This is a genomic window from Myxosarcina sp. GI1 (assembly GCF_000756305.1).
Lineage (GTDB): Bacteria > Cyanobacteriota > Cyanobacteriia > Cyanobacteriales > Xenococcaceae > Myxosarcina.
This window is the reverse complement of record NZ_JRFE01000009.1, coordinates 95,111-121,024: the sequence shown is the minus strand read 5'-3', so window position 1 is coordinate 121,024 and position 25,914 is coordinate 95,111. Positions and strand designations below refer to the sequence as shown.

Genomic DNA, 25,914 nt, shown 5'->3' with positions numbered 1-25,914 from the left:
ACCGACTCGGTTAATTCAGAGAGCAGTGACTCGCCATAATTTAGCCGTGTAAATTGCTTATAAAAATGGCTAGAGAATACAGAATACATCGCTCTAGCCAAAGTTAAATCGAACAAGTTTAAACAAAAACAAAATTTTCAGCACTAAGATTAGCAGCTTTAACATTTGAAAGTATTGCTAAATCTCGATTTTGTGTGGCAATTAAAGCGTCATCATCATTTTGGCTAATGCTTAGATCGTCATAGCCAATACCCAAACCAGCAATACCAATAACGTCTTCACCGCTTATAAAGTCGGTAATAATGTTCGCTGCTTGAGGAAACTCTGCATTGGCAATCCAGAATTGGTCTGCACCTTTACCGCCAGTAATAGTATTGTTACCGCCAGAAGTAGTGTAGAATTTATCTGCGCCTTCAGCACCTACCAGACGACTACCAATACCTAAAATAAAAGTATTATCTCCACCATCACCATAAATGCGATTGTTGCTTTCAGCCAAAGAAACATCTATTAAATCGTCACCTTCACCAGCAAAAACTAAATTGTTATTGCCTTCTACTTCTAAAGTATCGGCACCCAAAGTACCAAAAATACTTGTAGGAGGATCGACTTGAGGATTGACGACAAACTGACTGATGATTTCGGGTTCTCGCTCTAAGATACTCGGATCTTCTTCGATCTCTTCTACAGTGTAAGGCAAGATACCGTAGGTAGTAACCGTAAGCTGTTGGGTTTCTTCGTCGATATCAAACTCACTCCAGCTTTGGTGAAAATTCCCCACATAATCTCCCTCAATCAGTTCGGCATCGATTAAACCTTCAGCTTGGGGAAGATTGTTATTTAACCCCATCGGATCGTAGCCTGGTTCCATTCCCGCATCGATAACCTTTTGTTTGGTAAAATCATCTTTGTCATCGAGAATGCTATCGGTATCTGGCGCGATGGGTAAAGAATCGAACAGTTCTTGCTCTTGTTCGGTCAAATCGGCAGTACCAGTCCAGCCAAGACCGTATGGATTACTACCGCCAGGACCTACCACTACTTCAAAAGCGTTGGTAGCAATCTGTTCGCCTTCTGGTTCGGTTTGATAGGTAAGATTGTTAACGTTATAGCCATGCCAATCCCCAGAGACAAAAACCACATTGTCAATGTCGTTCTCATCGATAAATTGAAGAATCTCGTTACGTTCGTTGGCATATCCTTCCCAACGATCCTCGGCATATAACCTACCCCACTGCTGCATTTCTACAGAAGTAGCGACAAATTTCCAAGTAGTACCACTTTCTTCTGCTGCCAGCAGATCTTTTTTAAGTTCTTCTAGCTGAGTTTTGCCAAGCATGGTACGGTCTAAAGTCAGGCTATCTTCAAAGAAGGTGAGAGATTCGGGATCTAGAAATTGGTCGCGGAAGGAACGAGTGTCGGGCATAATCAAAGTGGCATCGCTACCATAGCTTTGAGAACGATAGAGATTGGGTCTACCTTCTATAAGTGGATCTTCTGTTTCTTGATAAACTCTTTCTTCTAAAGGCGCGTATTCGGAGAAAGTTTGCAGAGCATTGTTGTAAAATTCGGTTTCATTAATTAAACCCTCGGTTTCGGGAAAACGCGAGTCTAAGTCAGCAGGCGCACCACCATAAAAATTATCTATTACTTCATGATCGTCAATCATTGAGAATAGAGAGGTAGAGGCTCTAGCATCTGCATAGTAATTTACGTCGAAATGCTCTATTAAGGTTTCGCTATACTTGGCTCTCATGTCGGGTATTTCAGTCGCAACCGTAGGTAATGATGGTTCGGTAGCGACGGAACCATCTTGATAAATTGTGTCTCCTAAGTTGATTAAATAATCGAGATGGCGGTCGGGAATGTTTTCCATTACCACATAGGGAACGGCACCTTGGTAATTGCAGTTAATGATGCCAAAATTCACTCCAGATGTTGCTCCTTCAGCAGCAGAAGTAGTAAGTTCTCCGAAGGCGCGATCGCCCGAACTATCTTTTACTCGGTAGTAGTATTGAGTATTGGGTTCTAAATCTTCAACTGCAACTTTGACGGGAACATTAACATCGCTAACGGTAGCGATAGCGGTTCCTTCAATCTGGCTAAAGTTAGGGTTGGTAGAATATTCAAAGGTAACGTCACCGAGTTCGTCACTCCGCGCCCAAAGAATAGAAGTGTTTTGTGTGGTGTCGCCGCTAGCAATTCCATTAATTAACATGAGAAATTTCCTTAGTTAGTTGTAGGGTTAAAAATGTTGTTAACGTAGGGGCGAATAACCATTCACCCTTTTAGATTTGATGAAGTGCGATCGCAATTAAATAAAGACAAAGTTGGCGGTGTTTAAGCTGTCTGCTGCAAGCTCGGAAAGAACTGCCAACTCTTGTTCATTGATAGCTACTAGAGTATCGTTACCAGTTTGAAAAATGCTTAGCTCTTCAAAGCCAATCCCCAAACCTGCAATGTTCAAAACATTTTTACCGCTAATAAAGATCGACTTCTACTAAACCATCACCGTCGCGATCGCCTCGGGAATTTTTTGCTTGTAAAGTTAAAATCGATCGCCTGTGGTTCTGAATTTTTGACAATGCTGAGATTGTCAATTGAACGCTCTACACGTACCATATAGTTTTTTACCCCAAAAAATTGGCTTTTTCTATCAGCTTTATCGGCAATTTTTAACTCATGATTATGCAATTATTAAGAGTCGATACTATTTTGGTTAAATTTTGATTTCTCGAATAAAGCCATAGTAATTAAGAAAAATAAAGAGTATCATAGGTTAATTTGTCAATATCTTTTTTTTAAAATTAGCATTTGAAATATTTTTAGCGATCGACATAATTTTCAACTTATCTATTATCTGATACAATAATATCTGCAATTTGCTGATAATAATCTGAGGCAATTACATCACCACCGCGATCGAATACAGAGTCAAAAAGAGTTTTGCGCTGTTTCTCATTAAGCTCATCGATAGAAGTATTTTCAAAAAGATTTTGTTCGCCAAATACACCTTGAATTGTAACAAGACCGCGAGCGTGTAACTTTTGATAGAAATCTGCTGACTGTGGTTGCGTCCCCGTAAATACGCTTATTTTTCTCAAAGTAAAAGGTGCTGCGGCAACTTCTGCTAATACAGCATTTAGGTTATCGGCGGAGATAGATATACCGAGATGTATTTCAGGATTGAGATTGTATATTTTGGTAGCCTGTTCGATATTGTCGGTAATAAAGCGTACTCTGTCTCCGGCATCGAGTTGACTAATTATCTCAACAACTTCATCTGTATAGTCGTCAGATTTTAGATCGAGTTCGAGAATAGTGCGTCCATTCGCCCATAGTAAAGTTTCTTCTAAATTTGGTACGTGATAGGGAGTAAGATTGCCTTGGTTATCCTTAAGTAGAAAAGTTTTAATTGTCGCTAAATTAGTCTGTTTGACTATTCCTTTACCGTTTGTGGTACGACTTAGATCCTCATCGTGCATTAAAATCCAGCTTCCGTCGGCAGTACGTCGCACGTCAACTTCCAGTAAGGCGGGTGCAGTAGTTAAAGTATTCTCAAAAGTGGCGATCGCATTTTCGGGAAAGCCAGTAGTAAAGCCACCGCGATGAGCCGAAATTAGTTTGGGATAGTTGGCGTTCCAGTGAAAAAATTTATCAATTTGTCCATCGGGAATTTCAATAGAGTAAGTGCCATCTTCAAAACTAATAAAATCGCTCGCCGAACTTATAGGGTGAGCGAGAACACTTGGCAGAAAGGCAACTATTAAAAAGATGCTAGCTATTATTAGTATCGATTTTTTCACGAAAGCTAGATTAGGTAAAAAACTATTTTTGTATAAAAGGCGATCGCTAAAAACCAAGCAAGAAAAGCTTAATTTTTCCAATCTTAATCGCCCAAACAAATTTAAACAAAGACAAAGTTATCGGCAGTCAAGTTATCGGCTTCTACGTCAGAAAGAATTGCCACGTCTTGGCGATCGATTTTAATCAAAGCATCTGCACCACTCTGAGAAATGCTCAATTCGTCAAAGCCGATGTCCAAACCTGCAATACCGATAACGTCTTCACCGCTAGTGAAGTCAGTAATTACGTTGGCTGCTTTAGGAATTTCGTCGTTAGCAATCCAGAATTGGTCTGCACCTGTACCGCCAGTAATCGTATTGTTACCGCCAGCAGAAACGTAAAATTCATCCGCACCTTCAGCACCTGCTATGCGATCGCCCGTACCCAAAGTAAAAGTATTATCGCCATCTTCATCAAGAGGTTCGCGAAGTCCATTGCTTTCTAAATAATCAATGGCTAGTTCTGATTCATCGGTTTGCTGGATCGATGCCCCAGCATCAGCCCAATAACCATAAACTGCATCAGGTTCGGTTAAAGCCAGAGCGTCATTACGAAAACCATTAATAAAGCCGTTATCATCAATGTCGGTATTGGCAAACAGTGTATTAATCCAAAGACGAACATCATATTCTTCAGCTATGTCTTTAACTTCTTCGGAAAACAGAAAACCAGGAGCGGTAACTGGTTCTTCTCCTTCTTGAGGACGCACAAGCATTTCTGCCGCATCAGGTTGAAATTCGTTAAAGACCCGTTCGACAAATTCAGGATCGCTTACTAATTCATCATCGATAATCGGCATAAAGCGGACATCGAAAGGCAACTGAGCCAGGGTGTCTTTTACTGCTGCTAGCTGTTCCTCGTTATTGACGGGATTTTTGATGACAATTTGTTCGTCAACACCTAGTTCGCGGGCCATATTCATTACATTGACCAATTCTTCTACAGGCAGTTTGATGTCAATGTTCAGCATGATTTTGTCTTCAACTGCCCTTAAAGCTTCTTCAAGAGTTGGTATTTTTTCTGAAGTGACTTCGCCAAAGTCTTCGATAATTAGATTGAGTTCTTTTAGTTCTTCTAAGGTAAGATCTTCAACTCGACCAGAACCTGTAGTTGTGCGGTCTACCGTTTCATCGTGGATAATGACATAGCGATTGTCTTGAGTTTTCCAGACATCAAGCTCGACCATCTCTACTCCTAGAGCGATCGCCTGTTCGATAGTAGCTAGAGAGTTTTCTGGTAAAGTGGTTACGCCGTCTTCATAATAACCGCCGCGATGTGCCACTACTGAAGTGTAATCGATGGTGGCATCTTCCCAAATTTCAATAATTTGGTTTACGGGTTCTAGTTGCGATTCGATAAACTCAGACAGTCCTTCTAAGTCATCGGTATTGATTAAATCTACACCTACTTCGTAAAGCGGTTCCCAGACGCTAGGCGCATCTATGGGTAAATTCCAAAAGCGGAAGATTTTGTCTTCTCCCTGTACCTCAGAGACAACTTCGTTGAGTTCGGCTTCAGTAGCTTCGGGAATATTGCCCGTACTGTCCCAAGCCAATTCGTCGGTAAAGAAATTGTCCCAATTGTCGCTAATTAAGGGCATAAACTCAGAATCGACACCAGTACCGATGTCGTCTTTACGTCCGTCATAGCCAGCGTAACGCACCTCTTGATTTTGCATAAATTCCAGCGGGCGATCGCCTGAAATAATCGGAGTTACCGCACCAGGAGTTATGGTGTAGTCACCCGAATCATTTTGAGTGTAGGTAGTAAATAACCCAGGGGACTTTTCATTGTACTCGGCTAAAACTTCATCCAGTCTCTGATAGGTAGGTAGTCCCTCACTTTTGATATCGATTAGTAGAGTTAGCGGTGTACCGTCGGCATAAACGCCACCGTTATCGTATTCTTCTTTGAATTCTTGCAGGGGTTCTAAATACAGTTCTTCTAAAGTTGGTAAAGTAGTTGGGTCTTCTACGGGGTCGTGTGCTACTCGTAAATTTTCATTATCGTCTGGATAAAGCCAAATATCAGCTTCCACGCTGACAAAACCATAGCTTAGAGCATCATATAGCGGATATTCGTGTTCGTAATCGTTATGAGCGTGGGTATTGGGTAAAGCCTCCTCTCTAGGAGTGGGAAGATCCTCTGAATCTACTTCATAGACAAACAGGCGAGAGGTATCGTCTTCGGGGAGGAAATAAGCTTTTAGTCCCGTCTCGGTAGTTTCCACATAGAAAGGGTTGTGAGTCATTGCCAACTCATAACCTTCTGCGTTTTCCGTCCATAGAGTAATGGGAAGCTGAAAGACTGGTTTATTGCTAGTAAGATCGACTAATTCCAATCCACCCAATTCTAAAGGTTCTTCTGTCTCCGAATCTTGATAGGTTTGAATGCCAGAAAATAAACCCAAGTTGTCTCCTACATACTGAGCGTCCTGATAGTCGATATAGTAAGAGCTATTGTCGGAACGTAAAGTTTCTGGTTCTGCGTCGGCATCGATAACGTTGAGGTCGTCATCGAGATGCCAGGTATACAGACGACGAGAACCCCAACTGACCCCATGCAGAGTATTAGTGTCGGGGTTACGGAATATGCCGCCGATGTGGTCGGGAAAAGTAAAGACCTCTGTTGCTTCCATCGTCTCTGGATCGACGCGATAAATAGTCGATTCGCTGTCGGGACGATACTCGGCGACGGGTACCCAAACATTCTCTCCATCGTAGTCTATTCCCCCTGGATGATAAATATCACCCTCACCCAAAGTAATTGAGTCGATTAAGTTGCCTTCAGTATCCAGCTTGAAGAGATGACCTTCTCCTTCTCCCGCAGTGCGATCGAGTCCATTACGTGGTTCGTCAAATCTTTCAGTGGGAGTAATAATTTCTACTGAAGAAAGAAACAAAGTTTCCTCATCGGTTTTAGTCATTCCCTGGGGATGATAGGTAAAAAAGTCTACTTCCTCGTCGCTTTGTAACTCCCACTCGCTGTTTTTATTCAGGGAGGTAAGATTATCGACAAATTTATCTTCGGAATCTCTTAGCAGAGATTCGCCGTCGAGTTTGCCTTCTTCAATATTTAAATGATCGAGAACGGTTGGTACCACATCGGTTGCAGGTGCAACTGGTGAATTGTCTAGTTCTCGATTGGAGGCAATGAACGTAGTTCTCTCAGAATCGCTTTGTTCGCCGTGGTCGAAGCCTTCTGTAGGTTCGCGTCCGTGGTCGGTAGTAACCAGAACCAACCAATCTTCATTAGGATGTTGTGCTTCTCTAGCTTCTACCGCATCGAGAATCGTACCTATATGACCATCGGCTTGGGTAATCGATTCTAAATATTCAGGAGAAAAACCCAAATCGTGACCGACAACATCGACATTATCGAGATGTACGAAAGTATAATCTGGTGCTTTATCTAAAATAAGATCGGCTACCGTTGGTGCAATAAAATTGTCTTGAGCTAGATTATCATCGCTGGGTTCTGGTGCGGTTAGTTCAAAATCGACAATGGAATCGATATCTTCTTCAAAGTAGTCATTAATAGGACCCCAGTTAACTACCGATGCCAAATAACTGTTTGGGTCGTCATTATTAACGTATTCAAAAATACTTGGATATTCGGGATTGGCTCTTAAAGTATCGTCATTCTCGACAATACCGTGTTTATTTGCCCAGACACCTGTAAGCAGAGTTCCCCAACCAGGACCACTATAGGTTTGCTCTTCGGTTTCCGTACCTTCTACACCACCAGTAAAAGATTCGATGATGTTTAAACTATCTAAATTGGGTGTAAGAGTTTCCTCTAACTTTTCTAACTGCGCTCCATCAATACCGATAACAATGGCTTTCTTTTCACTCATCACCACGTCTCCTGAAATTATTCGGTTAACAAGTTATTAGTTTTGAGATAGATTTTTTAGTAGCAATTATTTAGTATTAAATACTTACTAAAATAAATATCTGTATTAGCACAACAGCATCTTAGATAATTTATAGCCAACAAAAAACTAAGAAGTGGTTAATGTTTGTATAAGTAGTAATTGTCATTTTTAAAAAACTATAATCTAATTTTTATTAGCTATTTGAATACATCAAATAGCTACAACTAGATTGAACATATATCTTAATTAAAAGTAAAGTTTTTTATTTATTGTTCTGGTATATCTCAAGTTTTCCGCTAAATTGCGTACATGCACAAATTAAGAAAAATTAAAAATAAAATTAATTTTAGGTTAATTAAATTTGCGGTCGTTCTAAATCCTTTTGATGGTATAAGTAAATTACCAACTAAACCCCGTCCAGTTTGAAAACTGGAGTTTTGGCTCAAAATCAAATAGGCTGATTAAGAGAAGAAAAATAAGATCGATTTGATGTTAAAAGTAGATTACGCTCGTTGGAATCAAAGCAAAGAGTTATTAAGAACAGAGGCATTGGCTGCCAAACATCCTCGAACAAGAGAGAGACTGATGGCATTGTATGAAATTAGTGAAGGGAAAAGTGCTACAAAGGTAGGGGAACAAACCCGAAGAAATCCCCAAACAGTAATGGAATGGGTGCATCGTTATAATCAAGAAGGTCTCAAAGCCGTCGAGTATCAAAGAACGGGAGGAAGAAACCCTTTTTTTCCGAAACGGTGCGAAAAGATTTAGGGAATCAAATCCAGAAAGCTCTTTTAAGGTCAGCATTAGCACCACAAGAAAGAGGGAGGAAATCTCAAGGGTTTCCACGTTGGACGTTAAAAAGATTCGTCCACTGGCTGAAACAGAAGTGGAAGATAAATTGTTGTCGAGAGACAGTCAGAAAAACTCTTAAGCAGATGGGTTTTTCCTGGAAGAAAGCGAAGAAGTTGCTTAATAAAGGCAATACCGCCAAAAGAGCTGAATTTGTCGAACAAATTACTGAATTATTAGAGGATGCACTTCATCAAAAGCGATTAATTATCTATATTGATGAAGCCCATATACATTTAGATACCGATGAAGGTTACGGTTGGTCAATTCGGGGAGAAAGGTTTTGGGTCAGCTCTAGTTCTCCTGGAAGAAAGAAAGTCTCTTTTTATGGTGTTTACCTCTATAATCAGGCGCAAACCAGAATTTTTCCTTATGAGAAAGCAGAGAAAATTAATACCATTGATGTTCTCAAAAAGTTGCGAGTCGAATTTCCCCAGCAACAAATAACTGTGGTTTGGGATGGCGCACCATATCATCGTGCTAAAGTGGTCACCGAGGCAGCATCAGCAATGGACATCCATCTTCTACAATTACCTGGCTATAGCCCAGATTTTATGCCTGTCGAACATCTTTGGCAATGGCTCAGAGAAGACATAACTTATCATGTTTGTTATGACCAACAACAAGAGTTAATTTCTGCTGTTGCTGATTTTCAGCATCTAATTAATACTACTCCACTGTTTTTAAGCGATCGCTTGTGGGTTAAAAAACACCTCGATCCAGAAGAAGAAAAACTACGGTTTTCAAAGTAGATGCGGTTTAAGTGACAAATAATAGAAATTTTTGCTCGCTCTTTTAATTGGAATAAAGTAACAGATTTAAATTTAAAACTATAAGAATAAATCTAATTTACAAGACAAAAAACAATATTTTCTGTTGCGATCGCAGTCGTGATTTTAAGCTTGGCATTTGCCGAGCGCGTTACTTTGTTGCCCAATTCTTACTTACTCTGGCTATCTAAAACTTCTGGATAGCCCAATCTAACTCACTTAATACATAGCTCGAGAGATAAACAGATATGCCCAATCCAATTCAGTTAGTCATATTTGATATGGCGGGAACCACTGTTAAAGATGACAATGAAATTTTAAGGTGTTTTCTGCAAGCAACGCAAAGCAGTGGTTTGACCGCAGATCGCGAGCGTCTCAACCCGATGATGGGATGGGCGAAGAAGCTAGTATTTCAAACTCTATGGGCAGAACAAATAGGTAAAGAGCATCCAGACTACCAAAGTAAAGTAGAGACTTCCTACAATAAATTTAAACAAGTTTTAGAAGATTATTACCGCACTCAACCAGTGAAGACTACCGAAGGATGTTTGGAACTGTTTACCTGGCTCAAATCTCAAAATATTAAAATTGCCCTCAATACTGGCTTTTATCGCCAAGTTACCGATATCATTTTGCAGCGACTCGGTTGGGATCGAGGTTTAGATAGCAACTATGTTGGTTCGTCAGAGTCTATTATTCAAGCTTCGGTTACACCTTCAGAAATTTACAACAATGAAGGTCGTCCCGCACCATACATGATTCAAAAAGCCATGTACAAACTAGGGATAAAAGATCCTCAAAAAGTCGTGGTAGTAGGTGACACACCTTCAGATATTCAAGCAGGAATCAATGCTAGTTGCTTTTGGTCTATTGGCGTAACTAACGGAACTCATACTAGAGAACAACTAGAAAATTATTCCAACAATAGTTTAGTCGATTCTATTGGCGAATTACAAGCAAAAATTGATAGTTTGCGATCGCTCTAGTCAAAAAATATTTATCACTATTGCAGTTATCAAAAAATTTAAATGAACACTCTCGATCGCACGGTAAATCAAACCGATATTGCTATTGTCGGTGCTGGAATTGTCGGTTTGGCACACGCCCTGGCTTTTGCCAAACGAGGTTATAAAGTAGACGTATTCGAGCGTAATCCCTATGCTGTTGGCGCGTCAATTCGTAACTTTGGTATGATTTGGCCCATCGGACAACCCAAGGGTAAGTTGCGCGATCGCGCCTTAAAATCTAGAGAAATTTGGTCGGAAGTGGCACCCAAAGCTGGCTTTCATTTAGATCGCTGTGGTTCTTTGCATTTAGCCTATCGAGAAGACGAGCTAGCAGTTTTAGAAGAATTTGTAGCTAGTGAAGCTGATAATAGAGCGATCGCTTTATTAACACCTAATGAAATTGCCAAAAAAAGCCCAGCAGTTAATCTCGATGGTTTACAAGCTGGATTATGGAGTGCTACTGAAATGGTTGTCGATCCTAGAGAGGCAATTAAAAAATTACCAGGGTTTTTAGCCAAAGAATATGGGGTAGAGTTTCACTTTAATACGGTAGTAACAAAAATCGAATACCCTAACTTTACCGCAGCAGGAAAAAACTGGACGGCAAACGAGCATATATTTGTCTGTAGCGGCTCGGATTTTGAAACTTTATATCCCGAAGTTTATCAAAAGAGCAACATTACCAAAGTTAAATTACAGATGCTGCGAACCGTTCCCCAACCAAATAACTTTCGGATCGTTTCTCCTCTCTGTGGTGGTTTGACTCTAACTCACTATAGTGCTTTTGCCGATTGTCCTTCTTTACCCACTCTAACCAAAAGAATTGCTACAGAAACACCCCATTTTCCCAAGTGGCATATTCATGTCATGGTGTCCCAAAATGCTGCTGGAGAGTTAATTATTGGCGACTCTCATGAATATAGTGCCAATCCCGAACCTTTTGATAAAGCAGAGATTAATAACTATATTCTCGATTATTTAAATACATTTGTTCGCGTTCCTACTTTAAAAATTGCTGAAACTTGGAATGGTGTGTATGCCAAACTACCAGGAGCAACTGAATTTATCGCTCATCCCCAAGCAGGCGTTACCATTGTCAATGCTCTCAGTGGCGCGGGTATGACTCTATCGTTTGGTTTGGCAGAAGAAATAGCATTGGTGAATAACTAATCGATAGAGTAAAAACCGCTTTTTTCTTGAAAGCTTGACTGAGAAGATAATATAGGATTTATTAATCCGCCTCATGACAAAAAGATTAACAGCTTAATATTTTGTTTGCGAATCAACTCTAAGCTACTACCAAAGCAACGCTCGAACTTTTTAGTTTTTTACCTTTATTTATAGAGATTCGGAGTCAAACTAATAGATTGCTAAAATGAGTCACTTAACAAAAGTAAGAGCGACCATCCTAACAAAGTTATTACTGGAATTATCCAGGAAATAATAACCGAGTAGAAAGCTGACTTTCTAGCTGCTTCAGTTTCTGCCAACAGTTGTCTTTGTCTGGCAAGAGAGGTAGCAGTAGCGTTGACTAAACCTGTAGAAATAGCCTTTAAGTCTGCGTGTTCTTTAGCCATTGCTTCAAGCACCGCATCAAACATTTGCTCTAAATTATTTTGTTTTCCCCTTATTTTATGTATCTGCTCCTCCAGTTGTCGAGTTACCTGAGTTGAAATCGCGATCGCTTTTTCTGTATATTCCTGACTTGCTCTTTCTAAATCTTGCTTCGCTGCTAATATCTTTTCACCCGAACCACCTAATACTTCTACAGCCGCCAAATTCTGAGCCACACAGAAATAAAAATCAAACAACTCATTATCTGTAAAATACTGATTATTACTTAACCACTGATATACCCGTTGCCGAATTTCTGGCTCCTCATTTTTTAACCTCTCGTCTATCAAAGCTCTTAACTCATTTTGTTTTTTAGATAGAGTTCGATTCTTCACATAACTCACCGCTCGCTCCTCAGATTTTCAACACTAAAACCAGCAGCTTCTAAAACTGTATATACCCGTCTTAGATATCCTCGTAAGCCAGCCAACTGAGCCGTACTAAATTCCGAATACCTTCGCGCTGCGGTAAAACTGAGGGCGTTTTTATACACCGTCGTCGCCGTATCGAATCTCAATTTAGGCAAGTCGATTACCTGCAACCGATATTCGTTTACTAACTCAGGAGTAACAAACCGCTCGAAGCTTTCCCACTCTTCGCATCTTCCCAAATTACTTACCAGAATATGTCGGGCATTATTGCCCACAAACTCTAAAGTTCTTAGCAAACCCTCATAGCATTCAGTCGAATCATCTAAGACATACCAGTTTTGCAATTCTACTTCTAAATCTGTGGCAGCTTCTAGAATATCGCTCGCCGTAAGCCAGTGGTTAAACGCCTCTTCTACATTTCCTGGCAAATCTACCAATACCAATTTCTCTAAAGCCAAATCCAAAATACGGTCTGGTATTTTGAGATTTTTATCTAACTCACTAAAGCGAGTCGGCAGGGCAAATTCGGGATAGGCTTTTAAAAAACTCTCCTGTCTGTCTGCATCGACAGCATAGAAATCTAAGCCCGACTCCAAACAATAAGCCGCCTTAAGTTTAGACAGTAAAGTCTTACCGACTCCGCCTTTTTTACAGTTGGCTATCTGAATACCAGGACGAGTGGGAATAAGTTTGGTTTTGGTATCGATTGGTTTTGTACTAGCTTTCATAGTGCGAGATTATTTCTGAGTAAATAATTTATCAATCGCCGATTGTTTTCTATCAGATTTAGTATCGACCTTTTGAGTTTCTTCTGGAGATTCTTCTGGCGGTAAAACCGAACTAACACTTTGAGATATATCTTTCGCTTCAGCTTCTAACTCACGACGATACTCAGTGTGATATTGCTTGAGAGTCGCGGTACTAATCTTGACTCCCGTTTCGCTTATTGCTTTAGCCAGGTCATCATATTCACAACCTCTAGCTAGTGCCGCTTCAATTCTTAGGTGCAGTTTGGTAACTAACTTTCTTAAATATCCTGGTTGGTTTGCTTTATCCTTCGTCCTGTCGATCTTTTTTGCGATTGTCTTTTCCAAAGGACTCAGTTGAGACTGTTTCATCTGCTATTTTTAGAACCTATTATCTTTTTATTTTGCCAAATATTTATGGCGATGATTATTTAATTTAGTAAAAAAGATGTACTTTATACTAAGCAGATCTGTTTCTAGCACTTCAGAAGTATACTCGGATAATTACCACACCTAATGCACCCTTAGCTGCTTGTAAATAAAATAACAGGCTTTAACAAATAAATAATAAATCTGAGGTTTTTGGTTGAGTTTGAATATTCATAAATGTACATATTTTGGCAAAGTATAAATTCGACTATAAATGTTTTTTTGTGTCAAGATAAAACATAACTATTCAAAACCAAGCTATCAATAACTCATTGCAAGAACTACTATGGTTTGCTCGATTGGTAGACTGTATGTGCGAGTCAAAGACTATGCCCAGGATAATTACTACACTCAAGAACGAGGCTTAGAAAATAGCCAGTGGTACGGACGCGGTGCAGAACGGCTCGGTTTATCGGGTCGAGTATCGACTGAAGCCTATAACTGTGCCTACCAAGGATTGGATTTACAAGGAAACCCCCTACGTCAGAGACAGAAAGGTAAAAAACATAACCCAGGTAGAGATCTAACCCTGTCAGCATCCAAGTCAGTTTCGCTGTTAGGTTTGGTACGAGGAGAAGAATCTGTAGTTAAAGCTCACCAGAATGCAGTACAGGCTACGGTGCAATATATCGAACAAAACTGTATCTATACCAGAACGGGTAAAGGCGGAGCCAATCTACAGCAAACCGATAACACTCTCATTGCCGTTTTCAATCACGACGATAATCGCAATCAAGAACCACAACTTCATAGCCACTGTGTAGTCTTCAATCAGACACAAGGAAAAGACGGTAAATGGCGTTCGATGGATAATCGTCAGCTATACCAGCAAAAGATGACCATCGGGATGGTCTACCATCACCAACTAGCTAGAGAACTCAAGCAGTTGGGATACGAACTGACATGGAAGCAAGACGGCACCTTCGATATCTGGGGTTATACTCCAGAACAACTTCAGGCATTTAGCAGCCGCAGAAGAGAAATAGAAACCGCAGTGGGTAAAGATGCTAGTGCCGCAGCTAAAGCTAGAGCCTGTACGACTACCCGTAAGAATAAGGTGCATAAAGCGACTGAAGAACGCGAAACTTTAAAACAGTTATGGCAACAGAAAGCCGAGTCAATAGGTATCGATCATCCAAAACCAAATGATTATCAACTAGAGAAAACTTCGGATCTCAGTAACTTAGATAAACAGACTGAATTAGTAAAAGAAGCGATTGAGATTGTAAGCGATCGCCAGGTAGCTTTTCCCCGACATTTGCTACTGAGAGAATTACTCATACAGTCTCAGGGACACTACAGGCTTGAAGATTTAGAACGAGAGATTGACCAAAATAAAAGCTCGATCGAAACCAACGACGGACGCTTGACAACCACAGCAGCGATTAAAAGAGAACAGCAGATTATTAGTTTGGCTCAAAGTAGTATAAATAAACATCCTTCTCTAGCAGATAGAGAAACCGCACAGAAGCGAGTCAAAAAATTAGGACTAAACGAAGCTCAAACTACAGCCCTAACTAATTTCGTTACCAGTAGAGATGGTGTAATGCTCTGTCAGGGAGATGCGGGGGTAGGTAAAACTTACACGGTTAAAGCACTACAGCAGACGATAAACAACAAAATTTCTTTGAGAGGTTTGGCTCCTAGTGCGACAGCAGCTAACGAACTACAGCAAGGTAGTAATATCCCTTGTCAAACCCTAGATGCCTATCTAAATATTCCTAATAAATCTCTCAAACAAAATGAATTAATCGTCGTCGATGAAGCAGGAATGATTAGTAGTAGCCAGATGGCAGCACTACTAGAAAGAAGTAAGCAAACTAACTCTCGACTAATTCTAATTGGCGATACCAAACAACTCGCCGCTGTTCGAGCAGGTGCGCCTTTTAAATTACTACAGGAAAAAGCCAAATTACCCACCGTTCGCATCGATAAAAATATCCGTCAACAAAACCTTGAGCTAAAAGCAGTAGTAGATTTACTCGCCGCAGGAAATACCGAAAGAGGATACCAACAGCTACAGCAGCAAGGCAGCATTAAACAGATACCCGTAGATAGTCTCAGATTAGAAGCAGTGGTTAAAGACTATTTATCGCGAGACGAAGATAAACAGAGACAGACTCTGATTTTAGCTGGAACAAATCGAGAGAAAGCAGCCATTACCGAACGGGTAAGACAGGGCTTAATCGAGCAGGGCAAACTCGGTGGAGAAAGGATAAATATTTCCATCCTCAAAGCCAAAGATTTAAATAAATTTAACCTCACCCAAGCTAGTAGCTATGACATCGGTGATGTAGTTAAATTTCGTCAGAACTCGGTTAGGTTTAGCTCGGAATTATACTACCGAGTCGATGATATCGATAGCAAAGAAGGCAAGCTAACTTTGAGAGATAGCTACGGAACTACTCAGGTTTTAGAACTCAATCGCTACCAAAACCGAGAAGTCTTTCAATCTCAAAGCCGCCAGCTACGTTCTGGCGAAGAAATGAAGTTTACGCGCAACCAGTATCAGAACCAGCAAAAACAAATAAATGGACAGAGATTTAAAGTCATAGATGTTAAAGAAAATGGACAAATAATCATCCAGACTAAAGGCAAAAATCAAACTGTTAACCCAGACTCCCTTTTATATTCCGATTACCGTTATGCCGATACGGTTCATAGCAGTCAGGGCAAAACAGCCAACTACTGTATCTATGCTGCGGGTAGAGGTAACTCACTAACGGTAGGCAAAGAAAGTTTTTATGTAGCAGCATCGAGAGCCAAACAAGAATTTACAGTTTATACCGCTAATTCTCAGGCTTTAGGAGTGACGGTACAGCAGTCGAGAGCGCAGGAAAACGCTCTGTCTTTAATTGACAACCAAAACCTTACCAAAAAACAATCCCTAACTTCATCTCGAAGTAAAGAGTTCGAGCTGTTAATTGCTGCTAAATATTTAGTGGAACATCGAGGTAAATTAAATCCGCAAGACGGACGAGAAAAAGTTTATCAGGCTGCTGACGGCACTGAAGTTAGACGCAGTAAAGATTATCTAACTATTACCCAAAGAGAAAGCGCAATAAAATTCGACCGCAATAATTCCACTGTAAAAAACACTTTTTCAGCCAGTCAACTAGAGCATCAGGTTAAAGCCAGAACCAGTGAGATGCAACAGTATCTCCAATTCAATCGCAGCCAAACTCAAAGTTTATCACTAAGCAGATGACACAGCGCAAAAACCAAACTCCTAATTCTCTGGGAACAATAGGAACATTTATCTATTTAGCCGTACTTCTCTTAATTCTCTGGGGAGTACAAAATCAAGAAGTTGCTTTAATGCTTATCGAGCATCCCCAACTAATTCTGCCCTACCTAATAGACAAATTTGGACTACTCAAACTAATCCTGGGCGTATTGGGGATAATCTTCTTTCTCTGGCTACTGCTTAATAGTTCTAACGGTAACAATAATGTTCTGAGAGGAGCCAAAGTAGTACCCCGTCGCCAGCTAAAAAGAATACTGAACAGACAACCCAAACCCAAACAACAACCCCAGCTAAAGCTGGCAGAGATGCCTATTCCTGTAGAATACGAAAATCGAGGATTCTTCATCGTCGGTTCTCCTGGCAGTGGTAAGACTCAAGCTATCTCTCAAATGGTTGCCGTTCTCAAACAGAGAAGCGACTTTCGCGGCATCGTCTTCGACCGAGGCGGCGAAATGTTAGAAAAGTTCTATGACTCCGACAGAGATATCATCTTCAATCCCTTTGATGCCCGTAGCTGTCACTGGACTCATCATTACGAATCGGTCAGACCAGAAACGATGGCGGCAGGATTAATTCCCCTCGAATCGTCTAAAGAACCTTTTTTTGCTACTGCTGGTAGAGCGATTATGGCAGAGTTGTTCCGTCAGACTCAGAGCAATCAGGAGTTATGGACTCTGCTTCAGAGCAATTTAGCGACTTTAAGTTCGTTTGTATCGGGGACTCTAGCGGCTAGATATTTGGAAGAGAAAAAAGTAGCCACCTCGGTCTTATCTACCGTAGCTAACTACTCTGAGTTCTATCGTTCTCTATTACAACCTCAGAATAAAGCACTAAGTTTTTCTGACTGGGGTGCTAGCGATAATAGACGTTGGATTTTTATTACTTTGAGAGAAGATGAAGCCGAACTGTTAAAACCACTATATAGTCTGGTATTTGAATTGATGCTTAGGGGTTTGCTCTCTAACGAACAACGGATAAGAAAAACTGCCATAGTCATCGACGAGTTGGGTGCTTTGAATAAATTACCGAGTTTGCATCGTCTGCTCAGTGAAAGTCGCAAATATAAGGGCTGTCCGATACTGGGTACTCAAACTGAGGCTCAAATTACCAGAACCTATGGCAAAGAGAATACCAGGATTATCTTACAGGGAACCAAAACTAAGCTGATGCTAAACTGTGCCGACCCGCAGACGGCAGAGACGATGGCGGCGATTATCGGCAAGCAGGAGTCGATGTATACGACTAATAACCGCAGTCGCAGTCATAACAGAGGTGGTATGGGTAGAACATCGAGTCAGAACGAGCAGCTACGGGAGAGTTATGCGGTTTTGCCTTCCGAGTTGCAGGATTTACCCGATTTAAGGGGGTATTTTAAGCTGGCTAGTTTGCCTGCGGCGATGGTTAGGGTTAAAGTGAAGCGTTTTCCTGCTCTTTCCCAACGTTTTATTGCTTTTAATACTCAAGTCAAGAAGAAAGCAAGTATTCAGCAACAGTGGAAAAAATATCTTTGAAAATTTTGAATTTACTATTCATCAATCGGCTGACTTTTCATATTATCTAGAAGTTTTTGAAAATATCTGATATTAGATACACTCAAACTAGAATTAACTATATTCCATTGCTTATTATAAAAATAGACGCGCATCAATTCTATATCAGCTTCAAAAGTAGTTCTAAGAATAATTTCTTTGTTTATTTTTTCTACAATATAATCTTGATTGACAAATTTGTTATTTTTATTAATATTTAAAACCTCAACAGCAAGTGGAGCTAATATGTCTACTCTTTGTTTTTGCCTTTCTGCTTCTATTTTGGCTAATTGCTTTAAGTTATCTATATCATTGGAGCTGAGATTGCTTTCAGTAATACCTCCTATGATTTCTAAGATTATTTTTTGACTTGCCTCCCCAGACCATACAAGTTGGCGATCTCGAAAATCAGGGATAACTTTAATAAAAAAACGATCTTCATATCTACGAATTTCATGATATGGAGGTATCTGGTCGGTTTCATTAATATTGCAGTATTCACGAAACCCATAAGTATGACTATAATCTCCATATTTATCAACAATAATGCTAGCTAATTTGATAGCTTCTTTCTCTAACTGAAAATCATTAAGAAATTTTTGAGTAATTGAAGGTTGATAACGATGTAAGAAAACTATTTGTGCAGATGCTATCTCTTTTATAGGAAGCCTTTCTCTTCCATTAGGAGCAATATATATATCTTTTGCTTTTGTTTCATTAAAGTTAGTTTCCCAAAAAGAAGCTCCATAAACTAAAGAATCAGATATATCTGTATTATCAAATGAAGCTCGATTGCAATTAGCTTCTCGAAAGTCTGTTCTAATTATCTTAGCTCGATCGAAGTTAGCTTTACTTAAGTTAGCAGAAGTAAAATCTAATGCACTTAATGTAGTTTGTTGAAATTTTATCCCTGTAAGCTTTGCTTCAGTAAAATATGTGAATCGTAGAGAAGCTCCAGTAAAATTAGCTCCGTTTAAATTTGCACTATTGAAATAAGCTTGATTTAAATTAGCTCCGCAAAAGTTAGCATATTTGAAAGAAGAATTACAAGCAGAAAAATGAGACAATTTTGCTCCTCTCAAATCCGCTCGATCTAGATTGACTTCATCTAAAGTATAGTGAGTCAAGTCAGCACCAGCTAATTCTGGAGTTACGTGTTTATTTTTATCTCTCCATTGATTCCAGACTTTTACTCCTCGTTTCAAAATTTGAAGATGTTTTTTGTTAGGAGTAAGTATTTTTTTTTCTACGGGTACGCCATCTAAGTCGAATAGAGGATTTTCAAGCAATTCTAGCAACTCTTCAAATGAAAAATCGATCAAGGCAGCAATTTTAGGAAAATGTATTCTATCGGGTCTCTGTTCTCCTTTTTCCCAACGAGCTACGGTAGATTGAGTAACCGAGGGTTCAAAAAGCTGCCCGAAAGATTCCTGCGTTAGTTCATTTGCACTTCTAATTTTTTTAATCAATTCTGCCAGAAGTTTATCTGGTGAAAATTCTGTTGACGTACTAATGCCTATCACAATCTAGCTTTGTAAACTATAGCTATATTATCTTATCAAAAATTTTTACATACGAATAATATTACAAAAAATATATGTGTAACAACATGAATTTGCAATAAAAAAGTTTGTTGTTATTTAAAATAATCATGTGGTATTTTTAGGTAAGAATCGAATTTATCGATATTAAATTAAAAAAGCCGAGGCAAACTGGGGGGCACCGCCAAAGTACACGCTCCCTTCTGCTCTCGACTCTTTGTTGTCAGCTTTTTTAGCTGCGCTATCTTCATTTTATCTGAATATTAGCCTAGTTAATTAGCTAGCTCCAAAGAGTCTGTTTCGTTTGTACCTCGGCGATACAGAATAGGAGTTACAACCATGACTTTAATTGCACAGAAATCTTTATCACAAGGTAATTGGCTCGACAAACATGCTGCTGCGAACTTACTGAGTATTTCTACTTATACCCTTAATGTTTATCGTAAAAAATACTGGATTTTAGGAATTCATTTTCAATACCTAAACTCTAGAACGATTCGATATCATGAACAACTTTTGCAAGATTGGCTTGTTAATATTTGCGATCCTCAAGCTCATCAACGGGCAATAGAGGTGTATCAAACCTCGCTGCTTTCCAATCAAAATAAGAAACGTGGTCGCAGAGCTAGGTGATTTTCAGACTCTGGCTTAGACAAGTCTTGGTTGCAGATTCTCAAATCTAGATTTGCAACCAACTTTCTGCAAAAAAAGCTTGGCAACTCTCTTCTACTGTCATAGGTTAAGAAAAAAAATACTCCTCAGCATTTCATAATTTTTTGAGGGTATCCGAACAGCATCTAATACATCGCATTTAAACTACTTGACTTATTTGAATAAAAAAAGAAGAGAGTTGCCGACATCTCTTAAATATAGGCACTTTAATGAATAATAATTCCTCTTCGGAGCGGTCTTTCTTCCCCAGAATTGACCGAACTCAGGCGTGCGCTCAACTCACTGCCTTGGGCTATCGAGAAGGTGAAAAAGTTTTCTTGCGTTTCTTTTATCCAGAAGGGCATCCACTGAAAAATAAGGATAAAGGACGGAAATTAGAAGGCATATTTCCTAATCTCCCTTGGCAGAAAATTGAACGGCTACAAATCGAAGGTCGCGGCTGCTATTTTGTCGTCAATGGTGGCGGTCATCGGGATCGAGATGTGGAAAAGGGACGAGCGGTTTTCTTCGAGCATGACGACCTCGATAAACAGGCTCAACGCAAACTTTGGCAACAGTTAAGATTACCAGAACCAACTTTGCAAATCGATACGGGTGGTAAATCTATTCATACTAAGTATAGACTTACTACTCCCTGTTCGGTAGAACAGTGGCGGGAACTGCAAGCAGACTTAATTGAATATGTAGACGGCGATCGCAGCATCAAAAATCCCAGTCGAGTCATGCGTCTGGCGGGAGCCTATCATATCAAGCCAGGGCGAGAACCAATTCAAAGTCAAATAATTCTCAACACGGGTAAATCGTATTCCTATAAGGAGCTAAGAGGTATAATACCCAAGCGTTCAAAGTCTCAATTTCGCCCGCCAATAGTAAGCACTATACCACTATTTCTGTGTCTGACTAAAAGAGATCGCGAAGTAATCGAACATGGTGTATATCAGGGAGAACGCAACTTACAAGCTTATGCTCGTCTGGTTAATATTATTGCCACATCGGAATACTTAGATAGTATAGGACAACCCTATGAAGGTGATCCCCGACAATTATTCGAGCAACTCTGTCGCAATTGCACACCTCCCCTCGAAGCGGGAGAAATGGAATCTATTTGGAGATCGGCGCATCAAAGAGCAACTAACCCTAGTCTATCTACAGAGGCGATCGACAACTGCATTAAAGCCTGGAACCAGAGACAGCAAACTCAACAACTGCGATTGCCAAGTTCTCAACAGATTCGAGATAAGACCGAAGTAAACAAAAGCGATCCGTCTGCTGATGAGCTATCTTTAAAAGCGCAGATTATCAAGATTTTGACTAATAGTTGGGAGGAATTTAGCCAAAAAGAAGCGTTTATTGAACTGTCACGTTCTCAAAACCTTCCGCTGCGTGAAATCGAGCAGTTAGCACTAATAGTAGCTCAGGATCTCGAACGGCAAGAAAGTCGCAATGATAATGCTGGTAAAATTGACTGTCTGCTTCAAGCTTCAGCAGCATCTGTCAATGTACGTTCTTTGTTACCCGAACCTTTAGCCCAGCCTCTATGCCAATTAGCAGAATGGCTCAACCTCAAACCCGAAGTTTATTTGACTATTCTTCTTACTGTCGTATCTACTCTTCATAAAGTAGGAACTACCATCGTTTTCAATCGAGATTGGGATTTTGAGGTTACACCTAATTTGTATACGGCATTAGTAGCCGATTCCAGTCAAAAGAAAAGTCCTATATTTAAAGCCTTAATCTACAAACCATTAGGCGAGCTTCAGGCTAGAGCTAGAGAAGAGTTTCAGGCGGCGACGCTACAATATCGACTTGATGTAGAACGTTACGAAAGCTTGAAAGGAAACGAGCGTCGCGATGCTTTTCCTGAAGGAAAACCAAAAGAACCCCGTCAAAAACTTTACTTCATATCCGATGTCAATGGCGAAGGTACAATCAACCAAATACAAGCACATCCCCAGCAGGGGATTTTACGGGTTCAGGACGAATTAGCGGGCATTCTTAAATCCCTAAATCAGTATCGAAATGGAAGAGGCTCGGATGAAGAAGATTTACTCAGTTATTATGACGGAATTGGCGGTACGGTGTTGAGAGCCGACGGACTGAGAGCCGATCTACAGGGTTCGTTGTTGGGTATACTCGGTGGTATTCAACCTAATATTTTGCGTTCGTTTCTCAAAGACTGCTCTGATGATAACGGCAAGTGGTCGAGGTTTATCTTTGTACAGCAACCTCTAGCAGCATCAACCATGCAAACAGATAGTGGCAGGTTTAATATTACGCCCCTTTTAAGCAAGCTGTATCGTCAAGTTGATGCTTTACCACCTATAACCTATCGATTTGAAGAGTCGGGATTTGCCTATTTTTGCCAGGTTTACAATAGATTAGAACAACGTCGAGTTAAAGATCCCGCTTTGGGAATGCGAGCCGTTTGGGGTAAATCCGAAAGAAGAATTGGCAAGCTAGCAATTAATTTGCACGTTATTCACGAACTGACTGCTGGTAGACAACCTGGGGCGATTATACCCAAGGAGCGTATTGTCGAAGCGGTAAAACTGACTGAATTTTACATCCAACAGGTGAAAGCTCTTTACCTGGAATTTTCTCAGGCTGAAGCTTTAGCTACTCATCTAACAAAAGTAATTCGTCTGTCTAGTAAAAAAGGTTGGATAAAGGTGCGTGATGTGCAGCAAACATATAACAGCAAGTCTCGTCCCCAACCAAGAACGGTTCGTTCTTGGTTTGAGGAGTTACAGACTATGGCTAAGGGCATAACCAGAGGTAGCGATCGCGCTTTAGAATTTAAGGCTAGCTCTAACCATATAGAATAGAGTTGTAATCGATCGATAGCTTATAATTTGCCGTCTATTTTTTTGAGCGGAATGACTACTGTGAATATTTCTCTTCCTGAAGATTTACAATTATTTATTGACGAGCAAATTGCTGGTGGCAACTATAGTACAGCCAGCGAGTATATTCACTATCTCATTCGGCAAGCACAGCAGCAAGCAGAACGAGAACGAATTGAAACTCTTTTACTGGAAGGCTTAGAGAGCGGTGAGTCAGTTGAGATGACTGATGAGTGGTGGGAAGCAAAACGCGCTCGGTTGAAGCTGCGTCAGAATGAGCAAAAATGACGCGACGGATTGTAATTACTCCTAGAGCTAGTCGCGACATAGATGAATTGTTTGAGTATATTGCTCAAAATAATTCAGATGCAGCTTTACGCTTTTTCGATGCAGCGCGACAAACTTTTTCTCAACTGGCTCGAACTCCTGGATTAGGTAGAGCTTATGAGATGTCAAAACCAGAATTAAAGGGCTTGCGTAGATGGAAAATCAAAGGGTTTGAAAAATACATAGTTTTCTATCGATACTCAGAGGATTTTTTAGAAATAGTGCGAATAATTTACGCGGGAAGAGATCTTCGTAGCCTCCTCGAAGATGAAACTGACAGCTAGTGGAGTTTTAGCCGTTAGGGTTAATCGATTGAGTTTTTCTTTGATGGCGAACGCGCCTCGTTAATGTCTGAGGCGATTGGACAATCTTCCTTTATTAAGTTATTAAGTTTTTAGTTGTCAGGGTAGCTTGCGATCGCACTTTAAAATTTAAGGCTCGGAATGTGGACGCAAAAGTGGAACCTGTAGTCCACAATTAAAACTCTTACGGGGTAAGGCTTTTCACCTCTTTGTGGAACATTGGACTAAGTGGACTTAATATTATGTTTCGATCGACCAAAAATATTAATCTATACAAAGTGAGTCCACAGTGTCCACAAGTCCACAAAATGACTAAAAGTCTTTTATTGCCTGCAATACAATAGTGGACTTTTTTGTGGAACGAGTTTATAAATGTTCCACATTTTTTAGTAGATCTCTCGATCTGCGCTACTTAGCATATTTATATCAGCTAAAGTTTTAAGATCGAGGTCGGCATTTTGTAACGCTTTAACTAAGGCACTCTCGATCGCATCCCGATCTAAATAGAAACGAATTCGGCTCAAAATGATTTACCTATTTTGTGTTCTGCTATTATGCGATCGCCTTCTCGTTCGTACTAAGTTAACCCTGCATCCAATAATTACTTTTTTTTCTATTCAAGAATTTCTGGAAGCATCGGACGGCATTTTACATTTCCTGCGTAATTTTCATACAGTGTTTGAACGTCGTGACCAGTTAGTTGAGCTACAGCCACTGGGTTCATACCTCGATCTAAAGCGTGGCTAATCAACGTGTGACGGGTATTGTATGGTTTTCTATATTCAATATCTGCTTTAGCTAAGATCGATTTCCAGGCTCTGTTTCTAAAATTATGGTCATCTATTGATTTACCCCTCTTAGATTGAAAAACGGGTTTTTCTAAATCGCAATCTTGAGGTTTCATAGACTGCAAAAGCGATTGAAGCCGACGGGTTAAGGTAATGGTTCTAGCTCTGTTAGTTTTCGTGGCTTTTCTGGTTTTTCTGCTTAGGCTTTCACCAATCCAAACCGTGGAACAGTCTCGATTTAAATGTTTCCAACACAAGCCAATTGCTTCTCCCGTTCTACATCCCGTACCAAAGAGAAATTCTATAAATTCGAGATAGTAAGAGTAATATCTATCTCGTTTGAAGCCTTCAACGATGGCTTTGATTTCTTCTTGAGTGAAAGGTTTAGGCATTTGCTTGGGAGGTACTTTTACTCTCTTAACGAAAGGCTTCCAAGGATTTACTTCTATTAATTTTTGCTCGATTCCCCATTGCCAACAGGCGGAGAGCCAGACAATTTTTTGTTTCAAAGTAACAGGTGCCAATTTTTCAAGTAAATACTGATAGAATTGCTCCAAATTGTCTTGTTTAAAATCGTTAGCAAATCGCTCGGCTAATGAATGAGTAACTCTTTTGCCTTTCAAAGAGAAAGATTTCAAATGGGTTATAAGAGTTTGATATTTTTCTAAAGAACGAGGCGAAGATACTAACTTAGATTTGTCTTCGATAAACCTCAGTATTAACTCTTCGGCAGTTATAGACTCTGCTTTAGTTTCTCTAACAGTTTTTTGAGGTTTATACTTTTGCAAAGTGGTATCAAAGTTGCCCGAAATGATATCTAGTTCGACTTGCCGTGCTTTTTGTTCTGCAAATTGCCGATTGATACTGGTATCTATCAAGCCTAGAGCTGAAGCTCGTCGTTGACCAGCATAGGTAAATCTCAATCTAAGCCAGCCTTTATCGGTTTCAACTTTTACCGTTCCTTTTTTCTGTCTACCAGTTTGTCTACCAGTTTGTCTACCAGTTTGTCTACCAATAACACTCTGAGTACTTTTATTCATGGGGTTTTTCGGGGCTAAAATCTGTCTACCAATTTTCTACCAATTTTAGCTTTAAACTCCCTGAAAAACCCCTAAAATACGTTGCTTATTGAGAATGAAAGTTTATTATTTTTTTC

The 25,914-nt window shown here is 40.0% G+C and carries 20 protein-coding genes; 10 read left to right on the top strand and 10 right to left on the bottom strand.

Annotation, left to right across the window (positions count from 1 at the left end):
* Window positions 1-118 precede the first annotated feature (118 nt).
* From KV40_RS04885 to KV40_RS31855, 4 genes are all read right to left on the bottom strand, one after another.
* Entirely contained in the window at window positions 119-2,218 is a 2,100-nt protein-coding gene (locus KV40_RS04885; protein ID WP_052055365.1) for an alkaline phosphatase D family protein, read from the bottom strand.
* Window positions 2,219-2,314: 96 nt separating this feature from the next.
* Complete coding sequence (locus KV40_RS34645; RefSeq protein WP_156113945.1) at window positions 2,315-2,467, bottom strand: hypothetical protein; 153 nt, start codon at window positions 2,465-2,467, stop codon at window positions 2,315-2,317.
* 382 nt (window positions 2,468-2,849) lie between these two features.
* Window positions 2,850-3,806 carry a glycerophosphodiester phosphodiesterase family protein gene (locus KV40_RS31860; RefSeq protein ID WP_172657233.1) on the bottom strand — a complete coding sequence of 319 codons (957 nt, stop codon included), beginning with the start codon at window positions 3,804-3,806 and terminating at the stop codon, window positions 2,850-2,852.
* A 101-nt stretch (window positions 3,807-3,907) separates the two neighbouring features.
* Complete coding sequence (locus KV40_RS31855; RefSeq protein ID WP_052055363.1) at window positions 3,908-7,702, bottom strand: DUF6454 family protein; 3,795 nt, start codon at window positions 7,700-7,702, stop codon at window positions 3,908-3,910.
* A 510-nt stretch (window positions 7,703-8,212) separates the two neighbouring features.
* Here KV40_RS31855 and KV40_RS04865 point away from each other — a divergent pair.
* The 4 genes from KV40_RS04865 (at window position 8,213) to KV40_RS04850 (ending at window position 11,519) form a co-directional block, all read left to right on the top strand.
* Window positions 8,213-8,491, top strand: a complete 279-nt coding sequence (locus KV40_RS04865) for a helix-turn-helix domain-containing protein (RefSeq protein ID WP_036476788.1) — start codon at window positions 8,213-8,215, stop codon at window positions 8,489-8,491.
* A complete protein-coding gene (locus KV40_RS04860; protein ID WP_072013741.1) occupies window positions 8,476-9,324 on the top strand; it encodes an IS630 family transposase in 849 nt (282 codons plus the stop codon). The genes KV40_RS04865 and KV40_RS04860 overlap by 16 nt, the downstream gene beginning before the upstream one ends.
* Before the next feature lie 266 nt (window positions 9,325-9,590).
* A complete protein-coding gene (locus tag KV40_RS04855; protein WP_036478430.1) occupies window positions 9,591-10,328 on the top strand; it encodes an HAD family hydrolase in 738 nt (245 codons plus the stop codon).
* A 42-nt stretch (window positions 10,329-10,370) separates the two neighbouring features.
* On the top strand, window positions 10,371-11,519 hold the full coding sequence (locus tag KV40_RS04850; protein WP_036478429.1) for a TIGR03364 family FAD-dependent oxidoreductase: 1,149 nt from the start codon (window positions 10,371-10,373) through the stop codon (window positions 11,517-11,519).
* Window positions 11,520-11,719: 200 nt separating this feature from the next.
* Here KV40_RS04850 and KV40_RS04845 read toward each other — a convergent pair whose 3' ends face one another.
* The 3 genes from KV40_RS04845 to KV40_RS04835 are packed head-to-tail and all read right to left on the bottom strand — an operon-like array spanning window position 11,720 to window position 13,452.
* A complete protein-coding gene (locus KV40_RS04845; protein WP_036478428.1) occupies window positions 11,720-12,298 on the bottom strand; it encodes a hypothetical protein in 579 nt (192 codons plus the stop codon).
* A gap of 5 nt (window positions 12,299-12,303) precedes the next feature.
* The gene (locus KV40_RS04840) at window positions 12,304-13,062 is read right to left on the bottom strand and encodes a hypothetical protein (RefSeq protein ID WP_036478427.1); all 759 of its coding nucleotides are present in this window, start codon (window positions 13,060-13,062) and stop codon (window positions 12,304-12,306) included.
* A 9-nt stretch (window positions 13,063-13,071) separates the two neighbouring features.
* A complete protein-coding gene (locus tag KV40_RS04835; protein WP_036478426.1) occupies window positions 13,072-13,452 on the bottom strand; it encodes a hypothetical protein in 381 nt (126 codons plus the stop codon).
* A 343-nt stretch (window positions 13,453-13,795) separates the two neighbouring features.
* Here KV40_RS04835 and mobF point away from each other — a divergent pair, with 343 nt between their 5' ends.
* Window positions 13,796-16,717, top strand: a complete 2,922-nt coding sequence (mobF, locus tag KV40_RS04830) for a MobF family relaxase (protein ID WP_081942761.1) — start codon at window positions 13,796-13,798, stop codon at window positions 16,715-16,717.
* The gene (locus KV40_RS04825; protein ID WP_052055361.1) at window positions 16,714-18,267 is read left to right on the top strand and encodes a type IV secretion system DNA-binding domain-containing protein; all 1,554 of its coding nucleotides are present in this window, start codon (window positions 16,714-16,716) and stop codon (window positions 18,265-18,267) included. The genes mobF and KV40_RS04825 overlap by 4 nt, the downstream gene beginning before the upstream one ends.
* 14 nt (window positions 18,268-18,281) lie before the next feature.
* Here KV40_RS04825 and KV40_RS04820 read toward each other — a convergent pair whose 3' ends face one another.
* A complete protein-coding gene (locus tag KV40_RS04820) occupies window positions 18,282-19,808 on the bottom strand; it encodes a pentapeptide repeat-containing protein (protein WP_036478425.1) in 1,527 nt (508 codons plus the stop codon).
* 357 nt (window positions 19,809-20,165) lie between these two features.
* Between KV40_RS04820 and KV40_RS04815 the strand changes: the two genes are divergently transcribed.
* From KV40_RS04815 to KV40_RS04800, 4 genes are all read left to right on the top strand, one after another.
* Entirely contained in the window at window positions 20,166-20,459 is a 294-nt protein-coding gene (locus tag KV40_RS04815) for a hypothetical protein (protein WP_052055360.1), read from the top strand.
* A gap of 248 nt (window positions 20,460-20,707) precedes the next feature.
* Window positions 20,708-23,323, top strand: coding sequence for a DUF3987 domain-containing protein (locus KV40_RS04810; RefSeq protein ID WP_081942760.1), 2,616 nt, complete (start codon window positions 20,708-20,710; stop codon window positions 23,321-23,323).
* Between the two features lie 51 nt (window positions 23,324-23,374).
* Window positions 23,375-23,629 carry a type II toxin-antitoxin system ParD family antitoxin gene (locus tag KV40_RS04805; protein ID WP_036478423.1) on the top strand — a complete coding sequence of 85 codons (255 nt, stop codon included), beginning with the start codon at window positions 23,375-23,377 and terminating at the stop codon, window positions 23,627-23,629.
* Window positions 23,626-23,952, top strand: coding sequence for a type II toxin-antitoxin system RelE/ParE family toxin (locus tag KV40_RS04800; protein ID WP_036478421.1), 327 nt, complete (start codon window positions 23,626-23,628; stop codon window positions 23,950-23,952). The genes KV40_RS04805 and KV40_RS04800 overlap by 4 nt, the downstream gene beginning before the upstream one ends.
* Before the next feature lie 404 nt (window positions 23,953-24,356).
* Here the strand turns inward: KV40_RS04800 and KV40_RS36040 are convergent, their stop codons facing one another.
* Both KV40_RS36040 and KV40_RS04795 read right to left on the bottom strand, forming a co-directional pair.
* The gene (locus KV40_RS36040; protein WP_156113944.1) at window positions 24,357-24,494 is read right to left on the bottom strand and encodes a hypothetical protein; all 138 of its coding nucleotides are present in this window, start codon (window positions 24,492-24,494) and stop codon (window positions 24,357-24,359) included.
* 89 nt (window positions 24,495-24,583) lie between these two features.
* Complete coding sequence (locus tag KV40_RS04795) at window positions 24,584-25,798, bottom strand: site-specific integrase (RefSeq protein ID WP_036478420.1); 1,215 nt, start codon at window positions 25,796-25,798, stop codon at window positions 24,584-24,586.
* Between the last annotated feature and the right edge of the window lie 116 nt (window positions 25,799-25,914).